We start from the raw sequence: 26,098 nt of genomic DNA, 5'->3' as shown, positions 1-26,098 counted from the left end.
TTCAAACGCCGGCGAAATACAGCACCAGTTTGACCACGGTAAAGATCACCAGCACAAACAGCAGGGTGAACAGCAGCCCGAGGATGATGAAGTGGCTGGGTTTACCCCGGCTGAAGTCACGGCTGCGCTTCTTGCCGCTCTGTACGCCGATGGCCGCCGCCAGCACGCTCTGCAGCATTTCCCATAAAGTCAGCGGCTTGTCGTCTGGATCATCCTGCTTGCTCATGGTGCCCCCTGAATTACGGCTTGTCAGGCCTGTCGAACATCCTTCGATAGTTGCTCAAAGTTGAATCTGGGTCCAGCCGCGCCGTTGCCACATCACGGCGAAAATCATCGAGGCGAGACCGCGCTGGAGAATCTGCAGGCTCCAGATGGCCAGCAAACCATAGCCCAATATGGGGCCGAGCAGATAAGCCAGTGGTAGAAAGAACAGCCACTGGTTGCCCAGGCTGACCAGCATCACCGTGCGGCTGGCGCCGGCACCTAGCAGTGCCTGGGTGAGCACCAGGGCGGTGGCATCCAGCACCATGCCCATGCCGGTCAGGCGCAACGGCCAACTGCCCAGTTCGATCAACGCCGGATCGCTGACGAATAGCCGCAAGATCAGTTCCGGGTACAGCCAGAAGGGTGTGCCCAGCAGCATCAGGCCGACTGCCGCGACCTTGACCACCTCCCAGCCCCAGCGATGGGCAGCGTCGAAGTCCTTTTCGCCCAAGCTGTGGCTGACCAGGGTGGTGGCCGCCATGCCCAGGCCGATGGCCGGCAGGATCAGCAGCAGCGCCAGGTTGATCAGCACGTGGGCCACCGCTAACTCGGCGGTGCCGACCTGACCGATGATCCAGAACAGCGCGGTAATGCCGGTGGCGAAGAAGAATTGCTGGGCCGAATTGGGCAGCGACAGACGCAGCATGCTGCGCAGGTCGATGACACTGGGCAAGCGGGTCAGAAAACCCTGCTGGCGAGCGCTGTGCCAGGTCTGCACGGCATAGATCAGTGAGCCCAGGTACAGGGCCAGAGTGGTGCCCAGCCCTGAGCCGGGTGCGCCCATTTGCGGTAAGCCGAAGAGGCCGTGGATCAGTGAGTAGCTGATCAACACATTGGCCAGGTGCATGATCACCAGGGTGCGCATATACACGCCGGAGCGGTGGCTGCCATTCCAGTAGCCGCGGAAGGAGAAGTTCAGGCCGACGGCGAAAATCGCCAGCACCCGCCACTCGAAGTAGGCGGTGCCGATGCCCAGTACTTCGGGGTCGCCTGACAGCAATCGAATGATCGGCTGGGCGTTCAACCAGCAGAACACCGTCAGTGGCAGGGCGAGGCACAGCGCGATCAGCATGCCGACATTCAACGGTGCCGCCAGCTCATCCAGGCGACCTGCGCCTCGTCGCCGCGCGACCTGGGCTTGCACGCCAGCACCCAGGCCCATGACCAGGGCGATGGCCATAAAGTTGGCATAACTGCCGATGCCGACTCCGGCCAATGCCTTCTCGCCGAGGTGGCCGACCATGGCCGCATCCACCAGGTTGAGCAGGCTCTGGCTGAGCATGCCGCCGATAATCGGTAGGCCGAGAGTAAGGATGTGCCGTAGGCGTTGACGCTCGATCATGCAGGGTTCGCTGTGAGCCAATAAAACCGGCATGCAAGATGCTCAACGCCGGAGGTGGCGGGCATCTTAACCCGCGGCCAGATGCCGACGCATGACGTAGAACAGTTCCGCGTCCGGCAAGCGTCTATGTCAGTAGCGGCTCGCAGCGCACTTCGCTGATTACCGAGTTGGCGATGAAACACGCTTCATGGGCCTGGTGATGCTGGCCGTGTAGTTGCTCGGTGCTGGGGTGCGCGCACCGCCAGCATCCGACCAGGGCAGCAGCACCACCTGGGGCGAGGAGGGCAGCGAGCACTTCCAGGCCACCGTCGAAGCGCCAGCTATGGGCGCGACCGTATCGGTTTGATCAACGTTGCTGCAGCGGCCGATGCACCGTCCGCTTGTTCAGCAGATCGGTCGCCCGGGCGCGCAACTGGCCGCACCCGCCGTCGATATCCTGGCCGGCGGAGTTGCGCACCTTGGTCAGTACGCCGCGACTGTGCAGGTAGCGCACGATCTGCACGATACGGTCGCCATCCGGGCGTTGGTAGTCGTCGGCTTCCAGGCTGTTGTAGGGGATCAGGTTCATGATTGCGTACTTGCCCTTGAGCAGGCGCAGGATGCCGTCCATTTCGACCTGGCTGTCGTTGATGCCCTTGAGCAGTGTCCACTGGTACTGGATTGGATAATCGATCTGCCGAGCGTAGGTTTCACCCAGTTCGACCAGCTCCTCGGGGTCGATACGGGGTGCGCGCGGCAACAACTGTTGGCGCAGTTCCGCATCTGTGGTGTGCAGCGACAGGGCCAGCGCCGGTTTGATTCGCTGTTGCGGCAGACGCTCGAAGACCCGTGGATCGCCTACGGTGGAGAACACCAAATTACGCTGGCCAATACCACCATCGGTGCCGAGCAGGTCGATGGCCTGCAGTACGTTGTCGAGATTGTGCGCCGGCTCGCCCATGCCCATGAACACCACCTTCTTCACCGGGCGAAAGCGTCGGGCCAGGGCCACCTGGGCGACAATCTCGGCCGTACTCAACTGACGCAGCAAGCCGCTCTTGCCGGTCATGCAGAACACGCAACCCACCGCGCAACCGACCTGGCTCGACACACACAGGCCATCACGCGGCAGCAGCACGCTTTCCACCATCTGCTTGTCGGCCAATTCCACCAGCAAACGCGCCGAGCCGTCCGCCGCCGGGTGCTCGGAGCTGAGGCGGGCGAGGGCGTTGAGCTCTTCCGTCAACTGCGGCAGGGCATTACGCACCGCAAGCGGCAGAAAATTCTCGGTCTTCTGGTTGCGTGTCCCGGTATCCAGCGGCTTGCCTTGCAGCCAGGCACGGCTGATCCGTCCGATATGTATGGGCTTGGCGCCGAGATCGGCGAGGCGTTGGTGGAAATCTTCGATTTGCATGGCGCGCGCATGCTATCACCAGGCGGGTGGCGGCGGTATCCGTCGTCCGAGAAGGTTAGCGCATGGCGGCGAACGACTGAATGCTTTGCTCAAGCCTTCCGGGCACTCATACTAGCGCCTTGATTGGCCTGACCCAGCTGTGCGGAGCGGTAGATGAAATACATACACCAACGCGAACACCTCAATGAAGACGACGAAGTCGTGATCGAGTGCTCGCAGACCTGCAATATCCGTCTAATGAGCGACGCGAATTTCCGCAGCTTCAAGAATGGCGGCCGACACACCTACCACGGCGGTGCTTTCGATACCTTCCCGGCAAAAATCACCGTACCGAGCAGCGGCTTTTGGAATATCACCATCGATACCGTGAGCCGCAAGGCTGTCAGCGTAACCCGCAAGCCGACGCTCAAGCACTCGATCAAAATCATCCGCAAGTCGGCTTCGCGGCTGAGTTGAACTGCGGATAACACTGCGCTTGAATGCGTCGGTAGTAAGGCCGGCAGGGTAGAAACCACCAAGCTTTGTCCACCAATAGCCTTAGTTGTCCCACAATTCGATGCCAGTCAGCGCTGTTGTGTGTCTGCTGTTGGCGTGGGCCTGTGTGTTCTCAGGTCGACTCAAGTATTGCTGCACCCGCCAGTCGGCCTGGATGCATCGCAGTGGCTGTCTGCTGGCTAGTTCTCCCGGTTGATGACAGCGACGGGCGTTGAAGGGGGATTGCACAGGAGTGAGGCATGCGGCGGCCAACGCGATGATGGCGAGTAGGGAGGATCGAGAACTGTCCATGGTCGAATCCTGTTGAGCTGTAGTTCGCATGCCTAAGAGACTTTTCAGGAAACGCCAATGATTTAACATAATATACATTATGCGAAGCCATAGGCGATTAGCACCACGGCGAACACCGCCAGAATTGTCAGGACGCTTTTAGCGCTGGTAAGGCTTGGTGGAGCTGCTGGCAACGTCGCGGGCTGATGCTGAGATGCCCAAGGCGCTGCCATCCTGTTGATGATGTTGGCTACGGTCAGCACCAGGTGATCCAGGCGTTCGATCATGCTCAGTCCCGATCCAATAGATGGAAGCGTGGCAACGAGAAATGCCAGCGGATTGCGGCCAGACGAATAAGCAACACAGTCAGCATGGCAACGCCGGTATCGAACCAGTGCGGAGTGTCCAGTGCGCGGAGTCCGATAAACATCAGGGCGCCGGCAATACAGGCGGTGGCGTAGATTTCTTTCTTGAATATAAGCGGGATTTCATTACAGATCACATCGCGCATGACGCCACCGGCGACACCGGTCATGACCCCCATGATTACGGCAGTACTCAGCGGCACGTTGTGCTGCAAGGCCACTTCGGTGCCGATCACGGTGAATACGGCCAAGCCAAAGGCATCGGCGATCAGCAGTCCCTTCTCGTGGATCGGCTGGGTGAACCGTACCCACACCACGGTGCCCACCGCCGCCAGGGAGGCGATGACGATATAGGTGTCGTCACGTATCCAGCTGACCGGATGATTGTCGAGAATCACATCACGCAAGGTTCCGCCGCCCAGCGCAGTGATGACGGCAATCACCAGTACGCCGAACAGATCCATGGATTTGCGCCCAGCCATCAAGGCGCCGGTGATGGCAAATACGGCTACGCCGAACAGGTCAGCCAGGTAAAAAAGCTGTGGCATGTGGTTTTCAGGTGGTCACGGGTGCGCGCATGGTAACAAACTCTTCGGCAGCCGTAGGATGCACACCAATGGTCTCGTCGAATATCTGCTTGGTCGCCCCAGCCTTCAATGCCACGGCAAGGCCCTGGATGATGTCGCCGGCTTCCGGCCCAACCATGTGGCAACCCAATACGCGGTCGCTGTCGGCATCGACCACCAGTTTCATCAAGGTACGTTCCTGGCATTCGGTGAGGGTCAGTTTCATCGGCCGGAAACGACTTTCGTAGACTTCCACCCGGTAGCCCTCCTCTTTCGCCTGCTCTTCGCTAAGGCCGACGGTACCGATATTGGGCAGGCTGAAGACGGCGGTAGGGATCGTCTGGTAGTCGACCGGGCGATATTCCTCCGGCTTGAACAGTCGCCGCGCCACCGCCATGCCCTCGGCCAATGCCACCGGGGTCAGTTGCACCCGGCCGATCACATCGCCCAGGGCCAGAATCGAAGGCGCAGTGGTCTGGAACTGTTCATCGACCTTGATATAACCGCGCTCATCAAGCTCTACAGAGGTGTTTTCCAAGCCCAGGTTATCTAGCATTGGCCGGCGGCCGGTGGCATAGAAAATACAGTCTGCCTGCAGCTCGCGGCCATCTTTTAGCGTCGCGAGCAGGCTGCCGTCGGCCTGTTTGTCGATGCGTTCGATATCGCTATTGAACTGCAGATCCAGGCCGCGTTTGCACAGTTCTTCTTGCAGATGTTTACGCACGGCGCCGTCGAAGCCACGCAGGAACAACTCGCCGCGATACAGCAGCGAGGTCTGAGCGCCAAGGCCATTGAAAATCGAGGCGAACTCCACGGCGATATAGCCACCGCCGACCACCAGCACGCGCTTGGGTAATTGTTCGAGGAAGAAGGCTTCATTCGAGCCGATGGCATGTTCGTGCCCGGGGATTTTCGGGATATGCGGCCAGCCACCGGTGGCGATGAGGATGTGCTTGGCGCTGTAACGCTGGCCGCCCAACTCCACGCTATGCTCATCCAGCAGGCGCGCATGACCCTCGAGCAGGGTTACGCCACTGTTGACCAGCAAATTGCGGTAGATTTCATTGAGGCGTCCGATCTCTCGATTCTTGTTGGCGATCAGGGTCGGCCAATCGAACTTCGCTTCACCGGAAAACGACCAACCAAAACCTTGGGCCTGCTCGAAATCTTCAGCGAAGTGCGCGCCATACACCAGCAGCTTTTTTGGCACACAGCCAACGTTGACGCAGGTGCCGCCCAGATAACGGCTCTCGGCTACGGCCACGCGGGCACCATAACCGGCGGCAAACCGCGCAGCACGTACACCACCGGAACCGGCGCCGATTACAAACAGGTCGAAATCATAGGTCATGGTCAGCCTCCTTAGCAGGCCGCCAGCATAACCTAATCGCACTTGAATCCTGCGCCCGGCCTAAACTTGCTGGGTCACCCAGAGGAGAAACGCTATGCGCCCTACCCTCACCCATTTGGCTTTGCATGTGCCGGATCTGGATGCCTGTGTGGCGTTCTATGCGGAGTTCTGCGGCATGACCGTGATCCACCAACGTGTGGGTAAAGGTTCGCGTATCGTCTGGATGGCCGAACCCGGCAAAGAGCACACATTCATCTTCGTGATCATGCCAGGTGGTCAGGATCGGCAGCTGGCAGCGGACGATTACAGCCATTTCGGTTTTGCCGTGGACAGCCGCGAGCAGGTCGACAGGGTAGCCGCCAGAGCGCAAAAGGCTGGCTGCCTGATCTGGGCACCGCGTGATGAGCCCTACCCTGTTGGTTATTATTGTGGGCTGCGTGACCCTGCGGGCAACTACGTCGAGTTCAGCTATGGCCAGCCACTTGGTCCGGGCTCGGAGGCGCTGCTAATTCCCTGACCACTCACAGCACAAAGCCACCCGCAGGTGGCTTTGTGCTCAGATCCGACTCGACTCAGAAAGCCTTGCCCGGCTTGTAGAGGTTCTCGAAGCAGAAGTTGGTGGCCTCGATATAGCCCTCTGCGCCGCCACAGTCGAAGCGTTGGCCCTTGAACTTGTAGGCCAGTACGCAGCCATCCTGGGCCTGCTTCATCAGTGCATCGGTGATCTGGATTTCGCCACCCTTGCCTGGGGGGGTGTTTTTGATGATGTCGAAAATATCCGGAGTAAGAATGTAACGACCGATGATCGCCAGGTTGGATGGCGCATCTTCCGGCTTGGGCTTCTCGACCATGCTGTTGACCCGGTAAATGTCGTCGCGGATCATCTCGCCGGCGATCACGCCATACTTGTGAGTCTCCTCCGGCGGTACTTCCTGAATGGCGACGATCGAGCAGCGGAACTGGTTGTACAGCTTGATCATCTGGGTCAATACACCGTCACCGTCCAGGTTCAGGCACAAGTCATCGGCCAGCACCACGGCAAAGGCCTCGTCACCGATCAGCGGACGAGCACAGAGAATCGCGTGACCGAGGCCTTTCATTTCGACCTGACGGGTGTAGGAAAAGCTGCACTCATCGATCAGGCGGCGGATGCCTACCAGGTATTTTTCCTTGTCGGTGTCGCGGATCTGCTGTTCCAGCTCGTAACTGATGTCGAAGTGATCTTCCAGCGAGCGCTTGCCACGACCGGTGACCATGGCGATCTCGGTCAGCCCAGCTTCAAGCGCCTCTTCGACGCCATACTGGATCAGTGGCTTGTTCACTATCGGCAACATTTCCTTGGGCATGGCCTTGGTTGCAGGTAGAAAGCGTGTGCCGTAACCGGCGGCTGGGAACAAGCATTTCTTGATCATGAGACTCCTTGAAGTTGGCAAATACCCATGCAGTCTATCAGGCTGCACCGGCCATACAATGTTAGAGGGCCGCCCGGCCCCATGCCGCGCTAGAGCAATACCTGCTCGATGAGCTGCTTTGGATCGTAAATATAGCGATTAGTGCAACATTGCAGGTTGGCGCACAGGGGCAAAGCCCAGCACCACCCTGCGCAGTTCAGCCGGCACTAGAAGTGCCTATTCAACCCGACCTACACGGCCCGACCCAAACTGCAAGATTCGTATTCATGGAGCGCTTCCTAGGTCAGCGCTTGCAACTGTTCAAGCATGGTGTTCTGCAGGTCATGAAGTTCGCCGAGCCTTGCCTGTACCTGCGCGTCACGACCCTTGATATGCAGGGCGCAGACTTCACTCGTGAGCACATTAATCTGCGTATGCAACTCGTTGACGACAGCAAAAGATGGATAAGTGGCACGTTGATCCAGGCCGGCACTTTTCAGCCATTGAGCGAAGTAACTCTGCTGCCGATCCAGGGGCGGCGGGGTCGTACGCTCGCCCCTGAGGTAGTTGTCCATGGCCTTGATCCAGGCGCGCAGTTCGACGCTAGCCATCAGGCGCACCAAGTCTGCTTTGCTCGCCGATGGCAAGTTGCACCAATCCGAACTCTGCCACCAAGTCGCAACCCAGTGGGGTAGTTCGTCTGCAGCCATTGGCGCGGCGATACCAAACCCCTGAGCCTGCTCGCAACCCAGTTGCAGTAATAGAGCGCCGTGCTCCAGGCTTTCGACGCCTTCGGCAATGACTTCAAGGCGGAATGCGCTGGCCAGGCCAACTACACCCTTGAGAATGGACAGGTCATCCGGGTCATCGAGCATGCCGAAGACGAAGCTCTGGTCGATTTTGAGCAAGGCTACCGGTAGATGTTTCAGATAGGTAAGTGAGGAATAACCCGTACCAAAATCATCCAGTGCGAACATCACACCGATTTCCCGGCAGGCCTCGATTACCTGGAACACATGTGCGACGTCCTCCAGCGCGCTGGTTTCCAGAATCTCCAGTTGCAAGCGCGAGGGTTTGACTTGCGGATGGGCGTTGAGAATGACCTGCAGGCGCTCAACGAAGTTCTTCTGCTGCAACTGGCGAGCACCGATGTTGACACTGACTTCGATGTCCAGCCCGAGTTTGAGCCACTCTTCCATCTGGGCCAGGGCTCGATTTATTGCCCACTCACCGATTTCAATCGCCAGCAGATGATCCTCGATCACCGGTAGAAATATTGCCGGAGCCAAAAGCCCTCGCTGTGGGTGTAGCCAGCGGATCAGGGCCTCGACCCCGATGACCTCGCCAGTGCGCATATTCACCTTGGGCTGGTAGTAGAGGACGAACTCGCGCTCTGCCAGTGCCAGGCGAATGTGTTCCAGGCTTTCGTGATGGCCACGCACGCTGCGATCGTGCTCGACATCGAAGAAATGTAGACGATTCTTGCCGGACAATTTGGCCTGATACATGGCCTGATCGGCCTGACGCATCAGTTGATCCGCGTCCACCTCATCCTGCTGCGGGCAGAAGGTCACCCCCATGCTGGCCGACACTTGCAGCGCCAGGTCGCCCACATGCACCACTTGCGCCGCGGCGGCGAGCAGCCGGCTGAGCATTGGCATGCTGGTGGCTACATCCGGCAGGTCGACCAGCACCGCAACGAACTCATCGCCACCAATACGGGCCAGGGTGTCGCACTCGCGCAGCGCCTGTTTCATGATGGCAGACAGAGCAATCAGCAGTTTGTCCCCGGCCTCATGCCCGTGCTTGTCGTTGATCGCCTTGAAACCGTCCAAATCCAGGTAGACGACTTCCAGCAGTTGTCCGCGCCGTTGCGCCTGAGCGATGGCATGCTGCAGGCGATCGGCCAAGAGCACGCGGTTGGGCAGCGAGGTCAGGGCGTCGTAGTGCGCGATATGTTCGAGCTTGCTCTGGTGCGCCTTGATTTCGGTGATATCCGAGAACAGCGCAACGTACTGGACGACGTCACCGTTGGAGTCACGCACGCTACTGATGGTTTGCATCTCGGCATAAATTTCGCCGTTTTTGCGCCTGTTCCAGATCTCACCGTACCAATGGCCTTTTTGGCTCAGGCTGTGCCACATGGACTCGTAAAACTCGCTGGTATGGCGGCCCGAACTGAGAAATCGCGGGGTTTGTCCGATGGCGTCGTCGCGACTGTAGCCAGTGATGTAGGTAAATGCGGCATTGACATTGATTATGCTGCCATCGGCCGCGGTAATCATGATGCCTTCACGGGAATGGGAGAACACGTTGGCCGCGAGCTGGAGTTTTTCTTCGGCTTGTTTGCGCTTGGAAATATCACGCAGGAACACGAAAAACTGGCCCCCGGCCGCAGCACGATAAGTACTGCTGACTTCGACCTGCCAGAGGGATCCGTTCTTGCGCCGATGGATAGACTCGAACTGCCCATGACCGGTTTCGATCAGGGTGAGGGTCTGTTTCGCTGTGGCGGCGGCGCACTCCTCTGCCTCCAGGTCGAGGACGTTCATCCTCAGCAGTTCTTCACGGCGGTAACCCGACTGCTCGCAGTAGGTCGGGTTTACATCGAGAATGTTGCCGTGAACATCAACGCGCCAAAAGCCGTCGAGGGTCGCGTCCAGGATGCTGTGCAGGGCCTGGTAGCTTTCCTGCAGTGCGTCTTCAGCGCGCTTGCGTGCATTGAAATCGCTCAGCACGATACGCAATGCCGGTGCGCCGCTTTCGTCTTCAGCCTTGGTTGCGTCCAAGTGTGCCCACAGTACCGCCCCGCCACTTTTGACCATGCGCAGCTCGCACGTCTGTGGCTCACTTGTGGTGATCAGCCGTTTACACAGCTGGTAGAAAATATCCTGATCGTCGCGATGGATGAAGCGCGTGATCGGCTGCTTGATCAACTCGGTGCGAACCACTTCAAGTAGATGGGTCGACGTCAGGTTGGCCTGGAGGATCGAGCCCTGCACGCTGAGCGTCAGGTAGCCAATCGGGGCCAGGTCATAGAGATCGAAATAGCGTTCTTTCGCATCTTCGATCTCGGTCTGCGCCTGACGCAGCTCCTCGTTCTGCATCTCCAGTTCGATCTGATGCACGCGCAGCTCGTGCAAAGCCTGCTGCATCGCAGTTGGCGTCAGGAGCGGCAGATTTTTGCGCGAGTCCAGCGCATCATCGCCAATTATGTCTTCCGCCATCTGGCGCAACCCCTCCCCCGAGCTCGCCGACGGGGGGACGCACTGTTGTAGAGCATCCTTATCTTTCATTGGCAGCCCTTATTCACCCAGGGGGTGTGGATTCGGCCTTGCGTGCACTACATCCTGATGCTGCTGATCGGTGACCTAAATTGATATGCCGGTCATATCGATGATGCTGCCTGAATCATCACGCAGCGCTTCCAAGGTCAAAGCACAAGGGGCCGGTTTGCCATAGAAATCGCCATGAACTCGCCGCCGCGTTCCCTCCCCGCTCTCCAGTACTTACCCTTTGATTGCGGTCAAGCTGGCATCAGATCGACATCGGACTTACCGATAAACTGCTTGGCAGGTACTGCCAATTTAGAATTGTAGATCCATGTGTAGCGTAATTCCTTGTCCTGGTTGAATACCGCGACAGGCGTAGCATCAAGGGCCACCCGCAGACCCTCCTCGTTAACCCGCAGCGCATCTTCAGCCTGTCTGCGCTCAGTGATATTGAGCATTGTCCCGATCATGCGAATGGCCTGTCCGCGCGCGATGGGTCGGTCAAGGCGGCGTGGATCGATTACGGAGGCTTGACCAGGACAAACCTGAGAATCAGGCCCAGGCGTGGGACACGCAAAACAAAAAGGCCAACCTCATGGAGGTTAGCCTTTTTGCTTGACTGCAGATGGTGCCCGAAGCCGGAATCGAACCGGCACGAGGTTACCCTCGAGGGATTTTAAGTCCCTTGCGTCTACCGATTTCGCCATTCGGGCGGTAGCGCTTTTAAAGCAAGGCTTTGGACTATATAGAGCCCCTGCGTGGCTCGCAAGGTTTCCAGTACTCAATAAAAAAGCCTCGTAAATCATTGATCTACGAGGCTTTGAATTGGAGGCTGAGGTCGGAATCGAACCGGCGTTCACGGATTTGCAATCCGGTGCATAACCACTCTGCTACTCAGCCTTGAAACTAAACGGGCCGTTCTAAACGGCCCGTGGTACAGCAGTTACAGCGTTAAACAAGACTCTGATCCAGCTTACAACTCTTTGATATATAAAGAGTTTTATCACTCCCGAATCAGGAATGGACGCAATTCTGGACTGCTTCGCCGGTCATGTCAATAACGGGCTAAAAATAATTCGCCGCAGCTCCATCGATAATGCGTAAGACGCGGCATGCGCGCGCTGATTACCAAAGCCGGCGAGCCTTGAGCTTCTGCATGAATTCGTCCCGGCGTGCCTGGTCCATTTGCTCCTTCGCCAACAACCCAGAAAGCAGTTCATGGGCCCGCTGGGCCGTGAGGATAAAGACACCGTCATCATCGCCGATGGCTAAATCCCCAGGCTGCACACGGATCTCACCTACCTTGATCGGCTGGTTGACCTCCCCCGCCTCCCCCATGCTGCGCGTGGTGAACGCGCTGACGCCGCGGCAAAAGATCGGTAGACGATGCAGACGCAAAGCACTGACATCGGTGACGGCTCCCGCTACGACCACCCCGGCCAGCCCCTTGATCAGTCCGGCCAAGGTGCGCAGTTCTCCCCAGCAGGCACACTCATCATCGCCAACGCACTCGATCACCAGCACGTCGCCCGGCTCGCTCAATAACAGGGCTTCGCGGATAACACTGCCCGCGGGGCTGAATACTTTGACGGTGACCACGTTGCCGACCATGCGGATGTCGTTGAACAGCGGCCTGATGCCGCGCAGGTAACCCTGCTCGCCCAGGTGCCCGATGGTCGAGGCGGCTATGCCGCGATAGGCGTCCAGCATCTCGTTGCTCAAGACCTGCCGACGTGCTGCGATCTGATAGCTCAGTGTTTTTTCCTCGGGCGTAACAAGGGACAGGTCGAGCAGTACTCAACGGGATTGCAGGCTTGGTAGTAAAAACAGCAGGTGCGGCGGAAACGCACGCTGCGCTGCCCGTCGTCAACCAGAGTGAGTGGCCGACGGAAGTGCCGCAGCGGGTTGTAGTCGAGGCCGAACAGGTGCGGCTGCGCTGTCTGCAGAAGCCAGGCGAAATCCGCTGCGCAGCGCTCGCGCAGCTCTACCGCCTCAAGTTTGGCCATGCGTTTCTCGTACAGTGAATAGACCCGCACGGCGGTGTTGTCCCACAGGATGCGCACGGAAACGCCGCTGACCCGGGCTAAGGTTTGCCACAGCGGTTTGAGCAAGCTCGCGAACAGCGTTTCGACGATCATGGCCCGCCAGGCCTCGCGTTCACCCGCCTCATAGACACTGGGCTGGAGCTGCTGCAGGGGTAGCGAGGATGTCCACAGCCCCTCGTCGTGGCCGTATTCGATCACGGCGTTATCCAGTGACAGCAACAACCCTTTGTCATACACCGACATGGCATACAGGCACGCCCCGGTAGCCAGGAAGGCCAGCCGCTTGCCCAGCAGCGAGGCGGTGACCGCTATCGACGGCGAGCCGATGATGGGTGTCAGGCTGAGCAGCAATTGTTCGCAGACCGCCTCGTCCAGCAGGGCCGCTGCCGCCAGCGAACGCTGTGGGTCACGTTGCGCGCAGGGCTTCAGTCGCAGTTCGCCGGCCAGTACTGCCCATTCCTGCTCGCTGAACGCGCAGGCCAGGTTCATTGCGGATGCTCCCGACCAAAGGGGATGCACAGTGGCGTACCGAAGAAGGGGTCGGGGATGATCCGGCAGTTGAGGTTGAACACCTTTTTGACCAGGGCTTCGGTCAGAACTTCTTCGGGTTTGCCCTGGGCAAAGGCGCCCCGTTGATGCACCGCGACTATGTGATCGGCATAGCGGCAGGCCAGGTTAAGGTCGTGCAACACGATGATGATGGTCTTGTTCTCGCGCCGGTTGAGTTCACGCAGCAGGTCGAGAATCTCGATCTGATGGGCCAGGTCGAGGAAGGTAGTCGGCTCATCCAGCAGTACGACCTCGGTGTCCTGCGCCAGGGTCATGGCGATCCACGCCCGTTGTCGCTGCCCACCGGACAGTGTGTCCACTGGGCGATCCGCCAGCGCCTGTACCCCGGTTTGCAGGAGTGCACGTTCGACCATGGCCTCATCCTGGGCAGACCATTGCTGCATCCAGTTCTGGTAGGGATAACGGCCCAGGCCCACCAACTGGCGCACGCTAATGCCCTCTGGCGCGGTGGGCATCTGCGGCAGGATCGCCAGTTCCCGAGCGACAACCGCGGTGGGTTTGCGCTGAATATCGCTGCCGTTGAGCAGCACCGCACCCTGTTGCGGCTTGAGCAGACGGGCGAAGGCTTTCAGCAGCGTGCTCTTGCCGCAGCCGTTGCTGCCGATCAGTACCGATACCTTGCCCTGCGGCAGTTGCATGTCCAGCCCGTCGATAATCACCTGGCGCTGGTAGCCCAGGGTCAGGTTGCGTGTGGCAATGGAGGCCATGAATAGGGTTCCTCAGTGACGCTGTTTGATCAAAAGGTAGAGAAAGAACGGCGTGCCCAAGACCGCGACAAAGATGCCAGCCGGTAAATCCAGCGGCAGGAACAGCGTGCGCCCGGCCAAATCCGCCAGCATCAGCAGATTCGCCCCGACCAGGGCACTCATCGCCGCCTGGCCGGCGAAACCGGGAGCTACCAGGCGCTTGGCAATGTGTGGCGCGATCAGGCCGACAAAGGCCATGGCGCCGCCCCAGGCGACCGCTGCGCCGGCCAGGGCCACGCTGACCAGCAGCAGGCCGACCCGCAACCACTGGACGCGCACGCCAATCCCTTGCGCCAGGCTGTCATCCAATTGCTGCACCCGCACATGCCGGGCCACCAGCAGCAAGCCGGGCAGGATCACCAACAACCAGCCCGCCAGCGCACGGGGTTGCGCCCAACTCGCGCCATAGACACTGCCCGTCAGCCAGACATACGCCGACAAGGTCGTGGTCAGCGGGCTGAACACCAGGATGAAGGTGGTCACCGCAGCCAGCAGCGCCGAGACTCCCACGCCGATCAGGACCAGGCGCAGCGGTGATGCGCCCTGCTTCCAGGCCAGCAGGTAGATGGCCAGGACCGCTAATCCGGCACCGAGCATCGCCGCCATGGGTAGCCAGTGCTGGCCCAGCGCGCTGGCGTAAAACGACAGGTAGAACACGGCAGCGGCACTGGCGCCGCTGGTGATACCGAGCAAATCCGGCGAGGCCAGCGGATTGCGGATGATGCTTTGCAGGATCACCCCGGATACCGCCAAGGCGGCACCGACCAACGCCGCCAGCGACATACGCGGCAGACGCAGTTGCTCGACGATGAATGCCAGGCTGGTGTCCTCGCTGGAGAACAGTATGTGCACCACCTCCAGGGGTGACAGGAGCACTTTGCCCAGGGACAGCGAGCACAACATCAGCACCAGGCTGAGCAGCACTGCCAGTGCCAGCCGCAACAATGTGGCGGGGTTGATCTGTCGGGAAAAGCCGAGCGTGCGCAGGGTCAGCAGCTTACTCATGGCGACCTCCACGGCGCGCCAACAGGATGAAGAACGGCGCACCGAACAGCGCCGTCATCACCCCCACCGGCACCTCCTGCGGGAGTATCACCACCCGCGCGAGCATGTCGGCCAGCAGCAGGAGAATCGCCCCCGCCAGCGCACACCCTGGCAGCAGCCAGCGGTGGTCGATGGACAGGCCTTTGCGCACCATATGCGGCACCAGCAGACCGATGAAGCCAATGCTGCCGGCCAAGGCCACGGCGCTGCCGGCTAGGCAGATGATCAGCACGCTGAGCAACAGGCGTATCAGCCCCGTGCGCTGGCCTAGGCCGGTGGCAATCGCCTCCCCCGCGTTCAGCACATTGACCTGCCCGGCCAGCAGCAGGGCGCCGAGCAGCGCCAGCAGCGCGCACAGCAACAGCGGTGCGGCGGCGTCCAGGCTGCGTTCGGTGAGTGAGCCGGCCAGCCAGAACAGCACGCTATCCAGCCCTTCCTGATTGACCACCAGCAACGCCTGGCTGAAGGCAGAGAACAAGGCTGCCATCGCCGCGCCCGCCAGCACCATGCGCAGCGGGTTGAGGCTGCCCTGGCCCATGTTGCCGATCAACCACACCAGGCAGCCGGCCAGCGCGGCGCCGGCAAAGGCGCACCACAGCCACTGTTCGGGCGAAGACAGGGAAAACAGCGAGGACGCCAGGATAATGAAGAAGGTCGCCCCGGCATTGATGCCGAACAGCCCCGGAGACGCCAGCGGATTGCGCGTTAGCGCCTGCATCAGGGCGCCGGCTACCGCCAGGCTGGCGCCCACCGCGACAGCTATCAAGGTGCGTGACAGGCGGGTACTACTCACCAGGGTCTGCTCGACACTCGCGGGATCGGGCTGCACGAAAGCCGCCACTACCTGGCCGAACGGAATCGACATAGCGCCGACCGCCAGGCTGGCGACACCGCAAAACAGCAACAGCAGCAGCGCCAGAGATAATTTCAACGACGCACTCATGGGCTGGCATCCGCCCTGGCCAAGCGGGCGATGTCGTCGAGCATCAGATTGGCGCCCAGAATTCCGCCCGACATGCTCCAGGGCACAGCGTCGACCAGCCACACCTGTTGCCGCCGCGGCGCCCGCATCTGCTGCCACAGGGGGTGGCGCATCAGGCTGGCGTAATGCTGCTGCACCGCCTGGCTATCGGCGCGCATAAAGACAAAAAAGATATCGGCATTGACCACTGGAAGGCTTTCTTTACTGGTGAGTTTGAGGGACGCGCCACTCGCCGCCTGGCTGGCCTCGCTCCAATTGAAGCCCAACTCGTTGAGCACCGAGCCGGCGAAGCTGGCGGGCAGATGACTGCGGACATGGTCTTCACGAATTTCCAGCACCGCCACCGTGGGCGGCCAGTGCCCGGCAAACGCCCGTTGCAGTTGCGCGCGCAGCTGTGCCACGCGGCGCTGCCATTGCTGCAGAAGCGCCACGGCCATCTGCTGCCGGTGCAGGGCAACGCCCATTTGCAGCAGGGTCTGCTTGAACGCGGAGACCTCATCGAGCATCACCACTGGGGCGATTCGTTCGAGCAAGGGCGCAATGCGCTGATGGCGAAAGCGTGAGGCGACGATCAAGTCGGGCTTGAGCAGGACGATATCTTCCAGGCTCGGCTGGGTCTCCAGCCCGACATGGGGCGCTGCCGCCAGGGCCGTGCGCAAATAGCGATAGGTCGGTTTTTCGCTCCAGGAATCGACGATGCCACAAGGTGTCACGCCAAGGGCTACGGCGCTGTCGGTGGCGCCCTGAAACAGGGTCACCAGCCGCGCCGGGGTTGCCAACGCTTGCGCCGTCGCCGGGGTGAATGGCCTGAGCGCCAGCAGGCCGAGGGACAGGCGCAACAGCGTGCGCCTGGACACCGGCTTGAGAGACTCAGGCTTCACGCTGCAACCTGTGGAAGGGGTTGACCACCTGGCCCTTACCGAACGGCATACTGCCCGGGCCGCCCGCCCGCGCGATCATGGGGGTCAGCAGCAGTTTCTGCGGCCAGTGCGGCAATTCGAAAAGCTGGTGTTTCAGCATGGCGCGGGTGTCATCGTCGAATTCAATGGTCTCGATCAGCTCATCCAGCACCTCGCGCAGACTGCCCCACAAGGTCGTGACTGGGAGTGAATAGACCTGCGCGAGGGTGTCGATGATCGCCCGGATATTGACCTGGATGGCCAGCGTCTGCAGCCAGAACAACAGGTCTTCGGGGCGTTCGTGATAGAGCGTGTTAGCGTGGCCTTTTTTCAGCCGATACAGCGGGTCGGCCATGCCGTTGCGCTCCAGCCAGGGCACCAAGATGCGCAAAGAATCGTGATCGCGCAGCAGCAAACCTTGCACATGGCCGGCTTGCCACACCAGCACTGCATTCTGCCCGTGTACTTCACCGAGCATACCGAGGCGGAACAGACGCAGATTGATGTCGAAGAAGCTGTAGCACAGCTCGCGGAACAGCAGCAGCACCGAGCTCGCATCCGCGGTCAGGTGGCGGTAGCGCAGCCAGTCATCGAAGAAATGCCGGTCGCTTGCCGGCAGCGGCGTGCCCAGGGCGGCCATGGGCAGCAGGCGGCATTCCGCATCGGCGAGCAGTTCCGCCGGGTAGCTGCGCACCATCGCCGCCAGGTGGCGCGGCGCCTCATCGAACAGCGTGGCCTCCGCCGGCATGAAGGCCCACCATTTGCCTTCATCGCACAGGTGCAGGGACTGTCGCAGTCGCGCATCCTTGTCCCGCGCCTGGCGCAACAGGGTTTCGCTCAGGCCGCCGTTGATCATTTTCACCGCCGGCAAGTAACGCGAGGCGCCCAGGGAGTAAATCGCCATCGGCAGCTTGAGGTAATCGGCACTGTCAAAGCACGGCGTCATAGAGCGCAGCGACGAGGTGGCGAAAAATTGCCCGGCGTTGAACTCCAGGCGCTGGCAGTCGCCGCTGGCGAAGGCATCGCCAAGCTGGGCCGGCAAGACGTGCTCGAGCTGCCAAGGATGAACCGGCAAGGCGACATGGCTGTCGGCAAGGCCCCGCGCCTGCATCTCCCGTTGCAGATCGGCTTGAAGCGCTGGCGGCAGCAGGTAGTGCGCCGGGCAAGACTGGCGCGGATCGGCGACCCCCTCGCCGCATTGCAGCAGCGGCGCCGCCACCGCGACCCAGTTGAGCGCCACCGGCTGGGCGAACTCTGCCTGGTACTGCTGATACTCGGCGTCATTCAGGCCCTGCTTGGCCTTGCCCAGTGGGTGATAAGGCCGGTCGCGCAATGACGCCCACTGCTCCATGGTCAGGAAAAACGCCGCATTATCCTTTTCCAGCAGATTCTGCTGATCGACCCGGTGCGCCAGCGACAGTGCGGTCTGCCTGACGCTGATGCCCAGTACATCCTGGAACAGCGCCAGGCCTTTTTCATTGCCCTGGTGCTGCTCGGCGGTGCCCTTGAACACCAGCGCCATGAAGTCCTGGGGCGCCAGTTTGCTCCAGTGATCGTCCTGACGGGCCAGCACCGGCGTCCCTGGCACCTTCTCCCATTGCTGGGTGATGCCGGGGCGTAGCGCGACCACAATGAAGCGCTGCTCTAGCGGCTCGCAGCACCACTGCCAGATGCGCTGCCCGGCGTTCAACTCGCCGAAGGAAGGCGCCTGTGGATGCAGCGATTGCCAATGCGTGGCCTCAACCAGTTGCAGGGCCGCGCTGCCGAAGAAGTCTTCGGCCAGCAAGCAGTCGAGCAGATCCTGCAGCACTGTATCGGCGGCCAGGGTGGTGATGTTCATCGGGTTATTGTCCTTCAGTTGAAGTGGCGGCCAATCTGGCCTGAAGGGCGCGAAAGGCGATGCCGCGTTCGTCCCCCAAAACAAAGCTGTTCACGCCGCGTGCCTGCCAGCGGGCCTGATCGCCCGGCTGCCGTGGGATGGCGCAGTACGCCACCCCCGCCGCGCTGGCCGCCTGCCAGGTAGCGAGCAGCGCCTGTTGCACCGCGGGCTGATCGATGCGCCAGGGCATGCCCAGCGACTGCGACAGATCGGCCGCGCCTTCGAGGATCATGTCCAGGCCGGGCACCGCGGCTATCTCGGCGGCGCGGCGTACGCCTGCGGCGCTTTCGATCATCGCCACGACCATGATCTGCGCGTTGGCCTGACCGATGTACTCGGCCAGGCTGTGCTTGCCGAATGCGCCGGGGCGCCCGGCATTCAGGCTGCGCGTGCCCAGCGGGTGGTACTTGCAGGCGGCAATCGCCGCCGCGAGCTGTTCGGGGTTTTCGATCATCGGCAGAACGATGCCCTGGGCGCCGCCATCGAGCAGGCGCAGCAGGGTTTTCGGGTTGAGATCGGCGACCCGCACCAGCGGCGTGATGGCGTAGCTTTCCGCCGTGCGAATCATGTTCTCCACGGTTTGCGGGTTGATCAGCACATGCTCCATGTCGATGATCACGAAATCGAAACCGGCTTCGGCGATCAGCTCGATGGCGACCGGCGACGGAATCGAACTGATCAGGCCATACGCGGCTGCGCCCGCGCCGAGCTTGGCCTTGAGCTGGTTGCTTCTCAGCATGCTTGCCGCCGGTACGGATGGAGCGGATTGGCCACGGACTTGAAGCGGCGCTCGCCATCGCCCAGCAGGCGGCGCTTGGTCAGCTCCTCCACTTCATAGGTGGGCGCGAACACATCGAACAGCGCATAGCGCTCGCGGTGCTGTGGATGGGCCTGCTGGTAGGCGTGGATGACCTCGGCGGTCATCTGCCAGAAGCGGCTTTCGTCCAGGCGGTACTGCTGGCTGAGGAAGATCGCCAGTTCAGCCAGGGCGATAAAGAAGAAACAGTCGCAGGTGAAGTCGCGCACCGCGTCGACGTCATCGGTGAGGATGAAGGAATTGCGGTTGAGCTTGGCGTGGCTGTCTGGCAGCGGTACCAGGGTCGGGCACAACTCGGGACGCGCCAGATGGGCCGGCGAATAGCGCACGCCATCGTGGAAATCCTTGAGGGCGATGCGCTGCGGCCAGCCCTGCTTGACGATCAGCACGATGTTCTGGCCGTGGGACTCCATGCCGATGCCTTCGGCATAGAGCATATGTATGACGGGCACTACGGCGACGCGCAGCAGCTGCTCGGTCCAGGCCTCCACGCCGAACTGGCCGATCCAGGCGTCGATGAAGGGTGTTTGCTCACCTGGCGTATAGCGGTTCTCGACATGGCTCAAGCCGTTGAAGGGCACCGCCTGTTCATCTTCGCGCAGGTAGCCGTGGAGGCTCTCGCGCCAGATCGCACCGAGAGTGCCGTACAGCTGCGGCATACGCGTCGCGGGCACATGCTGGTAGTCGAAGCTGACGCCGGCCACCTCGCCAAGAATGACGAAGTCCAGGCTGCGCGCCGTGCTGTCGGTGGCGATCAGCTGTTGCAGCCAGTCGCTGATGATTGGCCCGTTCATTACCGTGTGCCGGGCCAGGATGCGGGTGCTGGAGGTGTTGGTCATGCTCATGGCCAGCTTGACGTAGGGCCGCCGCTTGTCGCTGGCGTTGGCCAGGGTGCGAATCGACTGCTGCGCCAGGTAGTGATCCGTCGAGGTGCCCAGGTAGATCAGCTCGCCCCGGCTGAGTTCCGGGTAGAAGTTCGACAAGATGACGTTCTGCCACTGCCACGGATGCACAGGGATCAGCCAGTAGTCCTGCGCCGTCCTGCCCTGGCGCGTCAACTCCTCGGCCAGCTCGCCAGCTTCCTGGGCGATGAAAGTCGCGAAATCCAGCTGGCGTGAATGGTTCAGCGCCCCGCAGGACTTGGCCAGCGCCAGCCAGACCACAGCGATGGGCGTGGCGAACTCCGGGCCGAAGCGCGCATTGTCCGCCAGGGAAAAACCGATGCGCGACTTGTAGCAAGGGTGGTAGCTGTGGGCGTCCATGAAGTGCTGCTCCAGGGCATCCACATCCAGCTCATAGGCCGGTTTCGCGGGCCGGTAAGCCTGGCTACGCGCCTGCAGATCCTTGAGCAGAGTCTGCTCCAGCTCATTGATAAAGCGCGGCAGGTGCGGGCTGTCCTGATACTCGCCCAAGAGTTCCGACAGCGCCTGGTGCAGTTGCGGCTGGCTGCGCTCGCCACGGCTAGTGACCCGCTCCAGGCTGGCATGATCGAGGCGGATCAGCGCGAAGCTGAGGCTGAGCACGCCGTTGCACTGATACTCCACCCACTCCTGTTGCGCATCGACGCCGCGCACGATGAACCGATGCTGATGCTCATTCAGCGCCTGCTGACGGTAAGGCAGCACCTGTTCGTACAACAGCGTCTGCAGCAGTTGCCCGACCACGCGCTGCTGGACCTGCTGGTAACACTGGGCGTCGACACGCGCCAGCCAGGCGCCAGATGTGGCATCTGGCGCCGGTGGCGTTGCCTGTAAGGAAGTGGCCATGTTGATACCTCGTCAGTTAAAAAATTAATGCGGCTCGATGGCGGCTGCTAGCGCCTCTGCCGGCTCCTCGGCTGCGCCGGCGGGAAAACGCCAGGCACAGGGCAAGGCCAGCAGGATCAGGATGCCGGTGACCATGAAGACCTCGTTGATTGCGGCAAGCGTGCCGGCCCCTCCCGACTCGGCGCTAAAGCGCCATTCCAACCAGAGCGCGGCAATCACGATCGCCAGGGACGACACCAGGCGCCGCGCAATGTTGTTCATCGCCGCGCCCTGGGTGACCATCGCCTCGGGCAGGGCATTGAGCCCGGCGGTGGTCACCGGCATGTACGAAAGCCCCAGCCCTGCGCCGCGTACCATCATCAGGACGAATACCAGCCCGATCGAGGCCTGGGTGCCGAGCAGGCCCAGGGCCAGGGTAGCGACGCCGGTCAGCAACAGGCCGCAGGACACCACGCCGCGTGGCCCGTGACGGTCCAGCCACTTGCCGCCAATGTGGCCGAACAGGCTGGCGAACACCGCCGTGGCGAGCAGCACCAGGCCGGTCCAGATGGCGCTATGACCCAATACCATCTGCACCAGCAACGGCAGCAATACCAGGCTCTCGAACATACCGACCGACTGCACCACGGCGATGATCACGCTCAGGCGGTAACCGCGCAGGGCGAACAGGCGCAGGTCGAGCAGCGGCGCCGAGCGGCGTAGTTCCAGGCGCACGAAGGCAAGCAGGCAGAGGATCGCCACCAGCAACATGCCCAGGTTGAGCGGATCGAGCAGGGTCTGCGCGTCCTGTAGCCGGCCGATGCCGATCATCAACAGGCCGATGCCCGTGGCGATCAGCAGGTAGCCCGCCAGGTCGAAGGGTTTGCGCTCTGCCGCCTCGCCAGTGGGCAATACGCCGATGCCGAGCAGCAGCGCCAACACGCCGATGGGCACGTTCATCAGGAACAGTGAACGCCAACCAAAACCCTCCAGCAGCAAGCTGCCGCACAAGGGCCCCAGCGCTGGCGCCAGCATCACCGCCGCGCCCCACAAACCGGTGACCCTGCCCCGCTCGCCCTTGGCGTAGACCGAGAAGATGATCGCCAGCGACAGCGGGATCATCAGCCCGCTGGCAATCCCCTGCACCACCCGGGCGGCAATCACCAGGGCGATGGAGTTGGCCAGCGCGCCCAGCAGTGAGCCGCCGATGAACAGTCCCACACCGCAGAGATAGAGGCGCTTGCGTCCCAGGCGCTGGCTGAGAAAGCTGGTCAGCGGCATGGTCATGCCCATGCTCACCATGAACGCCGCGACTATCCAGGTCGCCAGCAGCGGGCCGATGGCGAAGGCCTCCATGAACGCCGGCAGCGCCGGATTCAGCGAACTGTTGTTGAGGCTGACGGTCAGGGTGCCGAGCAGCACATTGACCACCACCAGCCAGCGCGGCGCGATAACGGTCAATCGCACGGAGTGACTCCGCTGGCTGGCATCGAACCTTGCAGGAACAGCTGTGGCGGCCGCGGATGACAGAGGAAGTCGGCATGCGAGATGTTGTAGCCATAGGCCCCAGCCAACGGCAACACCAGGATGTCGCCGATACTGACGCCCCTGAGCGGGCAATCGCGGCTCAGCACATCCTTGGGCGTACACAGCTGGCCGACGATGGTCCAGGCTTGCGCCACCATGGCCGTCGCCCGGGCCTGCCTGGGCAGATGAATGATCGGATGATCATGGCCTTGCGCCACTGGCAGACGAAACTGGTGGGTACCGCCACGGCACACCAGGAAGTGCTTGCCGTGGCTGACTTTCATATCCAGTACTTGGATGGCGTAGTAACCGCAGAAGGCGCTAATGAAGCGACCGGGTTCAAAGCGCACGATCGGCGCATCGACACTCGCCGCCAGGCGCTGTCCCAGATGCCTACACAAGCGCTGCCAATCGAACTGCTGCGCGCCGAGGTAATTGACCCCGATGCCACCGCCCACATTGAGATGGGTGATCTGTTCAGGCTTTGCCGATAACGCCTTCCAGTGCGGCCAGCGCTGCAGGTAGAGATCGAGCAACTGCTCGTGGCGTTCCACCAGCGGCTGATGGGACATCGCATGCACATGGAAACCCTTGAGCCGCAGATGACTGGCCTGGTCGACTTGCTGTACCGCCAGTTTCAGCTCCGATTCATCGATGCCGAACGGCGTGGCCACGCCAGCCATCGCCAGCTTGCTGGAGAGCGGCGACGGCAGTTCAGGGTTGATCCGCAGATAGACCGCCTGCACTCGCCCCGCCTGTTGTGCCAGGCGCTGCAGACGCGCGATTTCATTCAGGCTTTCGATGTGAATAGCTTCGACCTGCTGCTGCAGTGCTGCACGCAGGTCGGAATCCAGCTTGCCAGGGCCGGAGAAGACAAACGGCTTGGCCACCGCGCAGGTCTTGAGGCGATCGATTTCACCGCCGGACGAGATCTCGAAGCCATCCACCAGCGGCGCCAGCGCGGAGAGGATCTGCGCTTCGCTGTTGGCCTTGATCGCGTAATACAACTCGACGCCAACCGGCAATGCGGCCATCACCTGCGTGACGTGCTGTTTCAGTGCATCCAGATCGTAGATGAACAGCGCCAGCGGATCTGCATGTTGCACCCGCGCCTGCTCAATGGCGACCAACACCGCGGCGGGTAACTTATCCATGCCTGGCCGCCTTGGCCCACGGCGAGACCAGCTTGACGTAGCTGGCCTGGCGATCGGCCTTGGCCGCCAGACGCACCTTCAGGTTGGTTTTGCAGGCAATCGGCTGGCCGGCAATCAGTGCGTCCAGCTCTGGCGCGGCATCCGTCAGCTCGGCGCGAATGCTGACCAATTGCTCCTCGACGCGCTGCCACATCAATGCTGCCAGGTGCGGGCGTTCCCAGCTCAGGGCCAGCACAGCTTCGGAAAGGTTGTTGACCAACAGGCAATAGACGATGCGGTTCCAGCCCTGCTCACGGGAATAGAGCAGCGATTGGCGAACCCGCGGGTGAATGTCAGCAGCAATCCGCGTGATGCCCAGTTCATCGGTGAGCTTGACCCCCTCGAAATCGCGCAGCAGCAGCTGTTGCGGTTGACCGTTGTCATGGGTCAGCACACTGTTCTGCAAATGCGGCTCCATGACGATGCCGTGATTGAAGAACAGCGCCAGCACTGGGCGCAGCAGTAACGCCTGGTAGTCGCTGAACCAACTCAGCAGCTGTTTATCGCTGATCTCGTCACCCTTGAATCGACGCAGAAACTCATGCACCAGCGGCCTTAAATGAAGGTCGCGAGCGAACAAGGTGCCGGCCATGATGCTGCAGTCGGTCCCCGTATAGAGGCAGAAATTTTCCCGCAGGATCGCCCCGGTTTGCTCGCGGAACCAGTTGCCATCGGCTTCGCTGGCATCCTGCGGAGCCCAGCTCAACAGGCCCGGTTCGGCCACCACCGAAAGCCCGCCCAAGGTGGCGGGCTGGGAGAGCTGCAGCTGGCGGAACAGGCGGTCGATAAGCAGTGCGCTTTCCAGTTCGTACCAGGCGTTTTTCCTGACGCAGTTGGTGATCCGGACATTCAGCGAACCCTTGATGAAGTAAGCGTGGCCTTCGATATACCAGGTGCGGATCGACGCGGTGGGGTTGGCCATCAATCCCGTGGCGCCGCGATCGACAATGGCGCCGGACTCCAACAGACGCTGCACGCGGCCATCCTGCATGAACAGCTGCGCCTGTACCGGATGCATGCAGATAATGGCCTGCCCTGCCCGCGCCTGCTGCTGATCGGCAAAACCGGCCAGCACTTGCGCTTCGCTCAGGCCATTGGCGCCGACGCTCAGCCCTTCCCGCGGCACCTCGAACAGGTGTAATGGGGTGCGGGACTGGAACTCCGGGGCATAGGTTTCCTGCGCCAGCTGCTCCGGCCACAGGCGGGCCTTGGGTGCCGGGTGGTTCGGGTGGCCAAACCACAGACCCTGTTCACTGGCCAGGTAGCTGCCGAGCGGATCCGGGTACTGCGCGGCCAGGTTGTGGCGGACTATGGCGGCGGTCAGGCCCTGGCTCTGCAGGATCTGATTCATCAGTTCATCGTTAGAGGCGCTGGTCATGTGCTCGCAGGCTGTCAGTAGCTGCACAGCAAACGCCGGGAAATCCGGACACCGCCATGGGGTGTTTGCCTGCCGGGCATAGACATCGGACAGGTAACGATGACTGCCGAGCAGGTCACGGCGATCGACCAGGACGAAGAACTGCTGCTGGTTGGGCAGGCTGATGGTCAGCGGTATGCCCTTCCAGTCGGCGCCATCGAAATAACTGCCTGGCGCAATGCCATTCATGTCTTGCGGCCAGGCATAGCGCAGGCAGTTTTCCGGGAGTGCGAACTCTTTTATCAGGCAATTAAGCAAGGCATGGGCTGTCGCCGACTCACTGACTAGCCTGGATAAAACTGTGCCATCGGGATTATTCATATCTGCTCCGCAGTAGCGCTTGAGGACACCGACAGGCTATTTAGCGGCTAAGACTAAGTGGCCTTTTAATACCATCGAAAAACAATCTGCCATCCCAGCGCCAACTTCTATCTCGCCAGGAAAAATACAACTTTGGCTCGAGCCGCGCACACTGGAAACACAACGCCAGGTAGTGTTTAGCGAACAAAATCGATACGCAGAAAG

General features: G+C 61.2%; 23 protein-coding genes and 2 tRNA genes. 2 read left to right on the top strand and 23 right to left on the bottom strand.

What is annotated here, in order from left to right:
- Nucleotide 1: 1 nt before the first annotated feature.
- The 3 genes from VCJ09_RS12415 to VCJ09_RS12405 all read right to left on the bottom strand — a co-directional run bounded on the left by VCJ09_RS12415 (nt 2) and on the right by VCJ09_RS12405 (nt 2,999).
- On the bottom strand, nt 2-226 hold the full coding sequence (locus tag VCJ09_RS12415) for a DUF2970 domain-containing protein (protein WP_079202073.1): 225 nt from the start codon (nt 224-226) through the stop codon (nt 2-4).
- 54 nt (nt 227-280) lie between these two features.
- Complete coding sequence (locus tag VCJ09_RS12410; protein WP_324730509.1) at nt 281-1,606, bottom strand: MATE family efflux transporter; 1,326 nt, start codon at nt 1,604-1,606, stop codon at nt 281-283.
- 346 nt (nt 1,607-1,952) lie between these two features.
- The gene (locus tag VCJ09_RS12405) at nt 1,953-2,999 is read right to left on the bottom strand and encodes an RNA methyltransferase (RefSeq protein WP_324730508.1); all 1,047 of its coding nucleotides are present in this window, start codon (nt 2,997-2,999) and stop codon (nt 1,953-1,955) included.
- Nucleotides 3,000-3,152: 153 nt separating this feature from the next.
- On the opposite strand from VCJ09_RS12405, the gene VCJ09_RS12400 reads away from it, so the two are divergent.
- Complete coding sequence (locus VCJ09_RS12400) at nt 3,153-3,455, top strand: DUF1883 domain-containing protein (RefSeq protein WP_079202071.1); 303 nt, start codon at nt 3,153-3,155, stop codon at nt 3,453-3,455.
- A 407-nt stretch (nt 3,456-3,862) separates the two neighbouring features.
- Here VCJ09_RS12400 and VCJ09_RS12395 read toward each other — a convergent pair whose 3' ends face one another.
- The 3 genes from VCJ09_RS12395 to gorA are packed head-to-tail and all read right to left on the bottom strand — an operon-like array spanning nt 3,863 to nt 6,046.
- Entirely contained in the window at nt 3,863-4,051 is a 189-nt protein-coding gene (locus VCJ09_RS12395; RefSeq protein WP_324730507.1) for a hypothetical protein, read from the bottom strand.
- Between the two features lie 2 nt (nt 4,052-4,053).
- Nucleotides 4,054-4,677 (bottom strand): trimeric intracellular cation channel family protein, encoded by a 624-nt coding sequence (locus VCJ09_RS12390; RefSeq protein WP_324730505.1) that lies wholly within the window; start codon nt 4,675-4,677, stop codon nt 4,054-4,056.
- A gap of 7 nt (nt 4,678-4,684) precedes the next feature.
- Nucleotides 4,685-6,046, bottom strand: a complete 1,362-nt coding sequence (gene gorA / locus VCJ09_RS12385; protein ID WP_324730504.1) for a glutathione-disulfide reductase — start codon at nt 6,044-6,046, stop codon at nt 4,685-4,687.
- Nucleotides 6,047-6,140: 94 nt separating this feature from the next.
- On the opposite strand from gorA, the gene VCJ09_RS12380 reads away from it, so the two are divergent.
- Nucleotides 6,141-6,563 carry a VOC family protein gene (locus VCJ09_RS12380; protein ID WP_324730503.1) on the top strand — a complete coding sequence of 141 codons (423 nt, stop codon included), beginning with the start codon at nt 6,141-6,143 and terminating at the stop codon, nt 6,561-6,563.
- A 55-nt stretch (nt 6,564-6,618) separates the two neighbouring features.
- Here VCJ09_RS12380 and galU read toward each other — a convergent pair whose 3' ends face one another.
- The 17 genes from galU to VCJ09_RS12295 all read right to left on the bottom strand — a co-directional run bounded on the left by galU (nt 6,619) and on the right by VCJ09_RS12295 (nt 25,894).
- Complete coding sequence (galU, locus tag VCJ09_RS12375; RefSeq protein WP_079202066.1) at nt 6,619-7,458, bottom strand: UTP--glucose-1-phosphate uridylyltransferase GalU; 840 nt, start codon at nt 7,456-7,458, stop codon at nt 6,619-6,621.
- 278 nt (nt 7,459-7,736) lie between these two features.
- On the bottom strand, nt 7,737-10,664 hold the full coding sequence (locus tag VCJ09_RS12370) for a sensor domain-containing protein (RefSeq protein ID WP_324730502.1): 2,928 nt from the start codon (nt 10,662-10,664) through the stop codon (nt 7,737-7,739).
- A 299-nt stretch (nt 10,665-10,963) separates the two neighbouring features.
- Nucleotides 10,964-11,167 (bottom strand): hypothetical protein, encoded by a 204-nt coding sequence (locus VCJ09_RS12365; RefSeq protein WP_324734566.1) that lies wholly within the window; start codon nt 11,165-11,167, stop codon nt 10,964-10,966.
- 168 nt (nt 11,168-11,335) lie between these two features.
- Nucleotides 11,336-11,422 (bottom strand) — tRNA-Leu (locus tag VCJ09_RS12360).
- 113 nt (nt 11,423-11,535) lie between these two features.
- Nucleotides 11,536-11,609: transfer RNA gene (locus VCJ09_RS12355), tRNA-Cys, on the bottom strand.
- Nucleotides 11,610-11,834: 225 nt separating this feature from the next.
- Nucleotides 11,835-12,464, bottom strand: coding sequence for an RraA family protein (locus VCJ09_RS12350; RefSeq protein ID WP_324734656.1), 630 nt, complete (start codon nt 12,462-12,464; stop codon nt 11,835-11,837).
- Nucleotides 12,461-13,243 (bottom strand): IucA/IucC family C-terminal-domain containing protein, encoded by a 783-nt coding sequence (locus tag VCJ09_RS12345; RefSeq protein ID WP_324734565.1) that lies wholly within the window; start codon nt 13,241-13,243, stop codon nt 12,461-12,463. The genes VCJ09_RS12350 and VCJ09_RS12345 overlap by 4 nt, the downstream gene beginning before the upstream one ends.
- Nucleotides 13,240-14,031, bottom strand: a complete 792-nt coding sequence (locus VCJ09_RS12340; RefSeq protein ID WP_324734564.1) for an ABC transporter ATP-binding protein — start codon at nt 14,029-14,031, stop codon at nt 13,240-13,242. The genes VCJ09_RS12345 and VCJ09_RS12340 overlap by 4 nt, the downstream gene beginning before the upstream one ends.
- A gap of 12 nt (nt 14,032-14,043) precedes the next feature.
- Nucleotides 14,044-15,075: a FecCD family ABC transporter permease gene (locus tag VCJ09_RS12335; protein ID WP_324734563.1), complete on the bottom strand. Its 1,032-nt coding sequence runs from the start codon at nt 15,073-15,075 to the stop codon at nt 14,044-14,046.
- Nucleotides 15,068-16,057: a FecCD family ABC transporter permease gene (locus VCJ09_RS12330; protein ID WP_324734562.1), complete on the bottom strand. Its 990-nt coding sequence runs from the start codon at nt 16,055-16,057 to the stop codon at nt 15,068-15,070. Before VCJ09_RS12330 ends, VCJ09_RS12335 begins: the two co-directional genes overlap by 8 nt.
- On the bottom strand, nt 16,054-16,977 hold the full coding sequence (locus tag VCJ09_RS12325) for an ABC transporter substrate-binding protein (protein WP_324734561.1): 924 nt from the start codon (nt 16,975-16,977) through the stop codon (nt 16,054-16,056). The genes VCJ09_RS12330 and VCJ09_RS12325 overlap by 4 nt, the downstream gene beginning before the upstream one ends.
- Nucleotides 16,967-18,835: an IucA/IucC family protein gene (locus VCJ09_RS12320; RefSeq protein WP_324734560.1), complete on the bottom strand. Its 1,869-nt coding sequence runs from the start codon at nt 18,833-18,835 to the stop codon at nt 16,967-16,969. The genes VCJ09_RS12325 and VCJ09_RS12320 overlap by 11 nt, the downstream gene beginning before the upstream one ends.
- A 4-nt stretch (nt 18,836-18,839) precedes the next feature.
- Nucleotides 18,840-19,613, bottom strand: coding sequence for an HpcH/HpaI aldolase family protein (locus VCJ09_RS12315; RefSeq protein ID WP_324734559.1), 774 nt, complete (start codon nt 19,611-19,613; stop codon nt 18,840-18,842).
- The gene (locus VCJ09_RS12310) at nt 19,607-21,457 is read right to left on the bottom strand and encodes an IucA/IucC family protein (protein WP_324734558.1); all 1,851 of its coding nucleotides are present in this window, start codon (nt 21,455-21,457) and stop codon (nt 19,607-19,609) included. Before VCJ09_RS12310 ends, VCJ09_RS12315 begins: the two co-directional genes overlap by 7 nt.
- A 24-nt stretch (nt 21,458-21,481) precedes the next feature.
- Nucleotides 21,482-22,897: a DHA2 family efflux MFS transporter permease subunit gene (locus VCJ09_RS12305; protein ID WP_324734655.1), complete on the bottom strand. Its 1,416-nt coding sequence runs from the start codon at nt 22,895-22,897 to the stop codon at nt 21,482-21,484.
- Nucleotides 22,894-24,117, bottom strand: coding sequence for a type III PLP-dependent enzyme (locus VCJ09_RS12300; RefSeq protein ID WP_324734557.1), 1,224 nt, complete (start codon nt 24,115-24,117; stop codon nt 22,894-22,896). Before VCJ09_RS12300 ends, VCJ09_RS12305 begins: the two co-directional genes overlap by 4 nt.
- Nucleotides 24,110-25,894 (bottom strand): IucA/IucC family protein, encoded by a 1,785-nt coding sequence (locus tag VCJ09_RS12295; protein WP_324734556.1) that lies wholly within the window; start codon nt 25,892-25,894, stop codon nt 24,110-24,112. The genes VCJ09_RS12300 and VCJ09_RS12295 overlap by 8 nt, the downstream gene beginning before the upstream one ends.
- Nucleotides 25,895-26,098: the final 204 nt, after the last annotated feature.

The organism is Pseudomonas paeninsulae, from assembly GCF_035621475.1.
Taxonomy (GTDB): domain Bacteria; phylum Pseudomonadota; class Gammaproteobacteria; order Pseudomonadales; family Pseudomonadaceae; genus Aquipseudomonas; species Aquipseudomonas paeninsulae.
The sequence above is the reverse complement of the archived record's forward strand: the minus strand, read 5'-3'. Positions and strand labels throughout refer to the sequence as shown.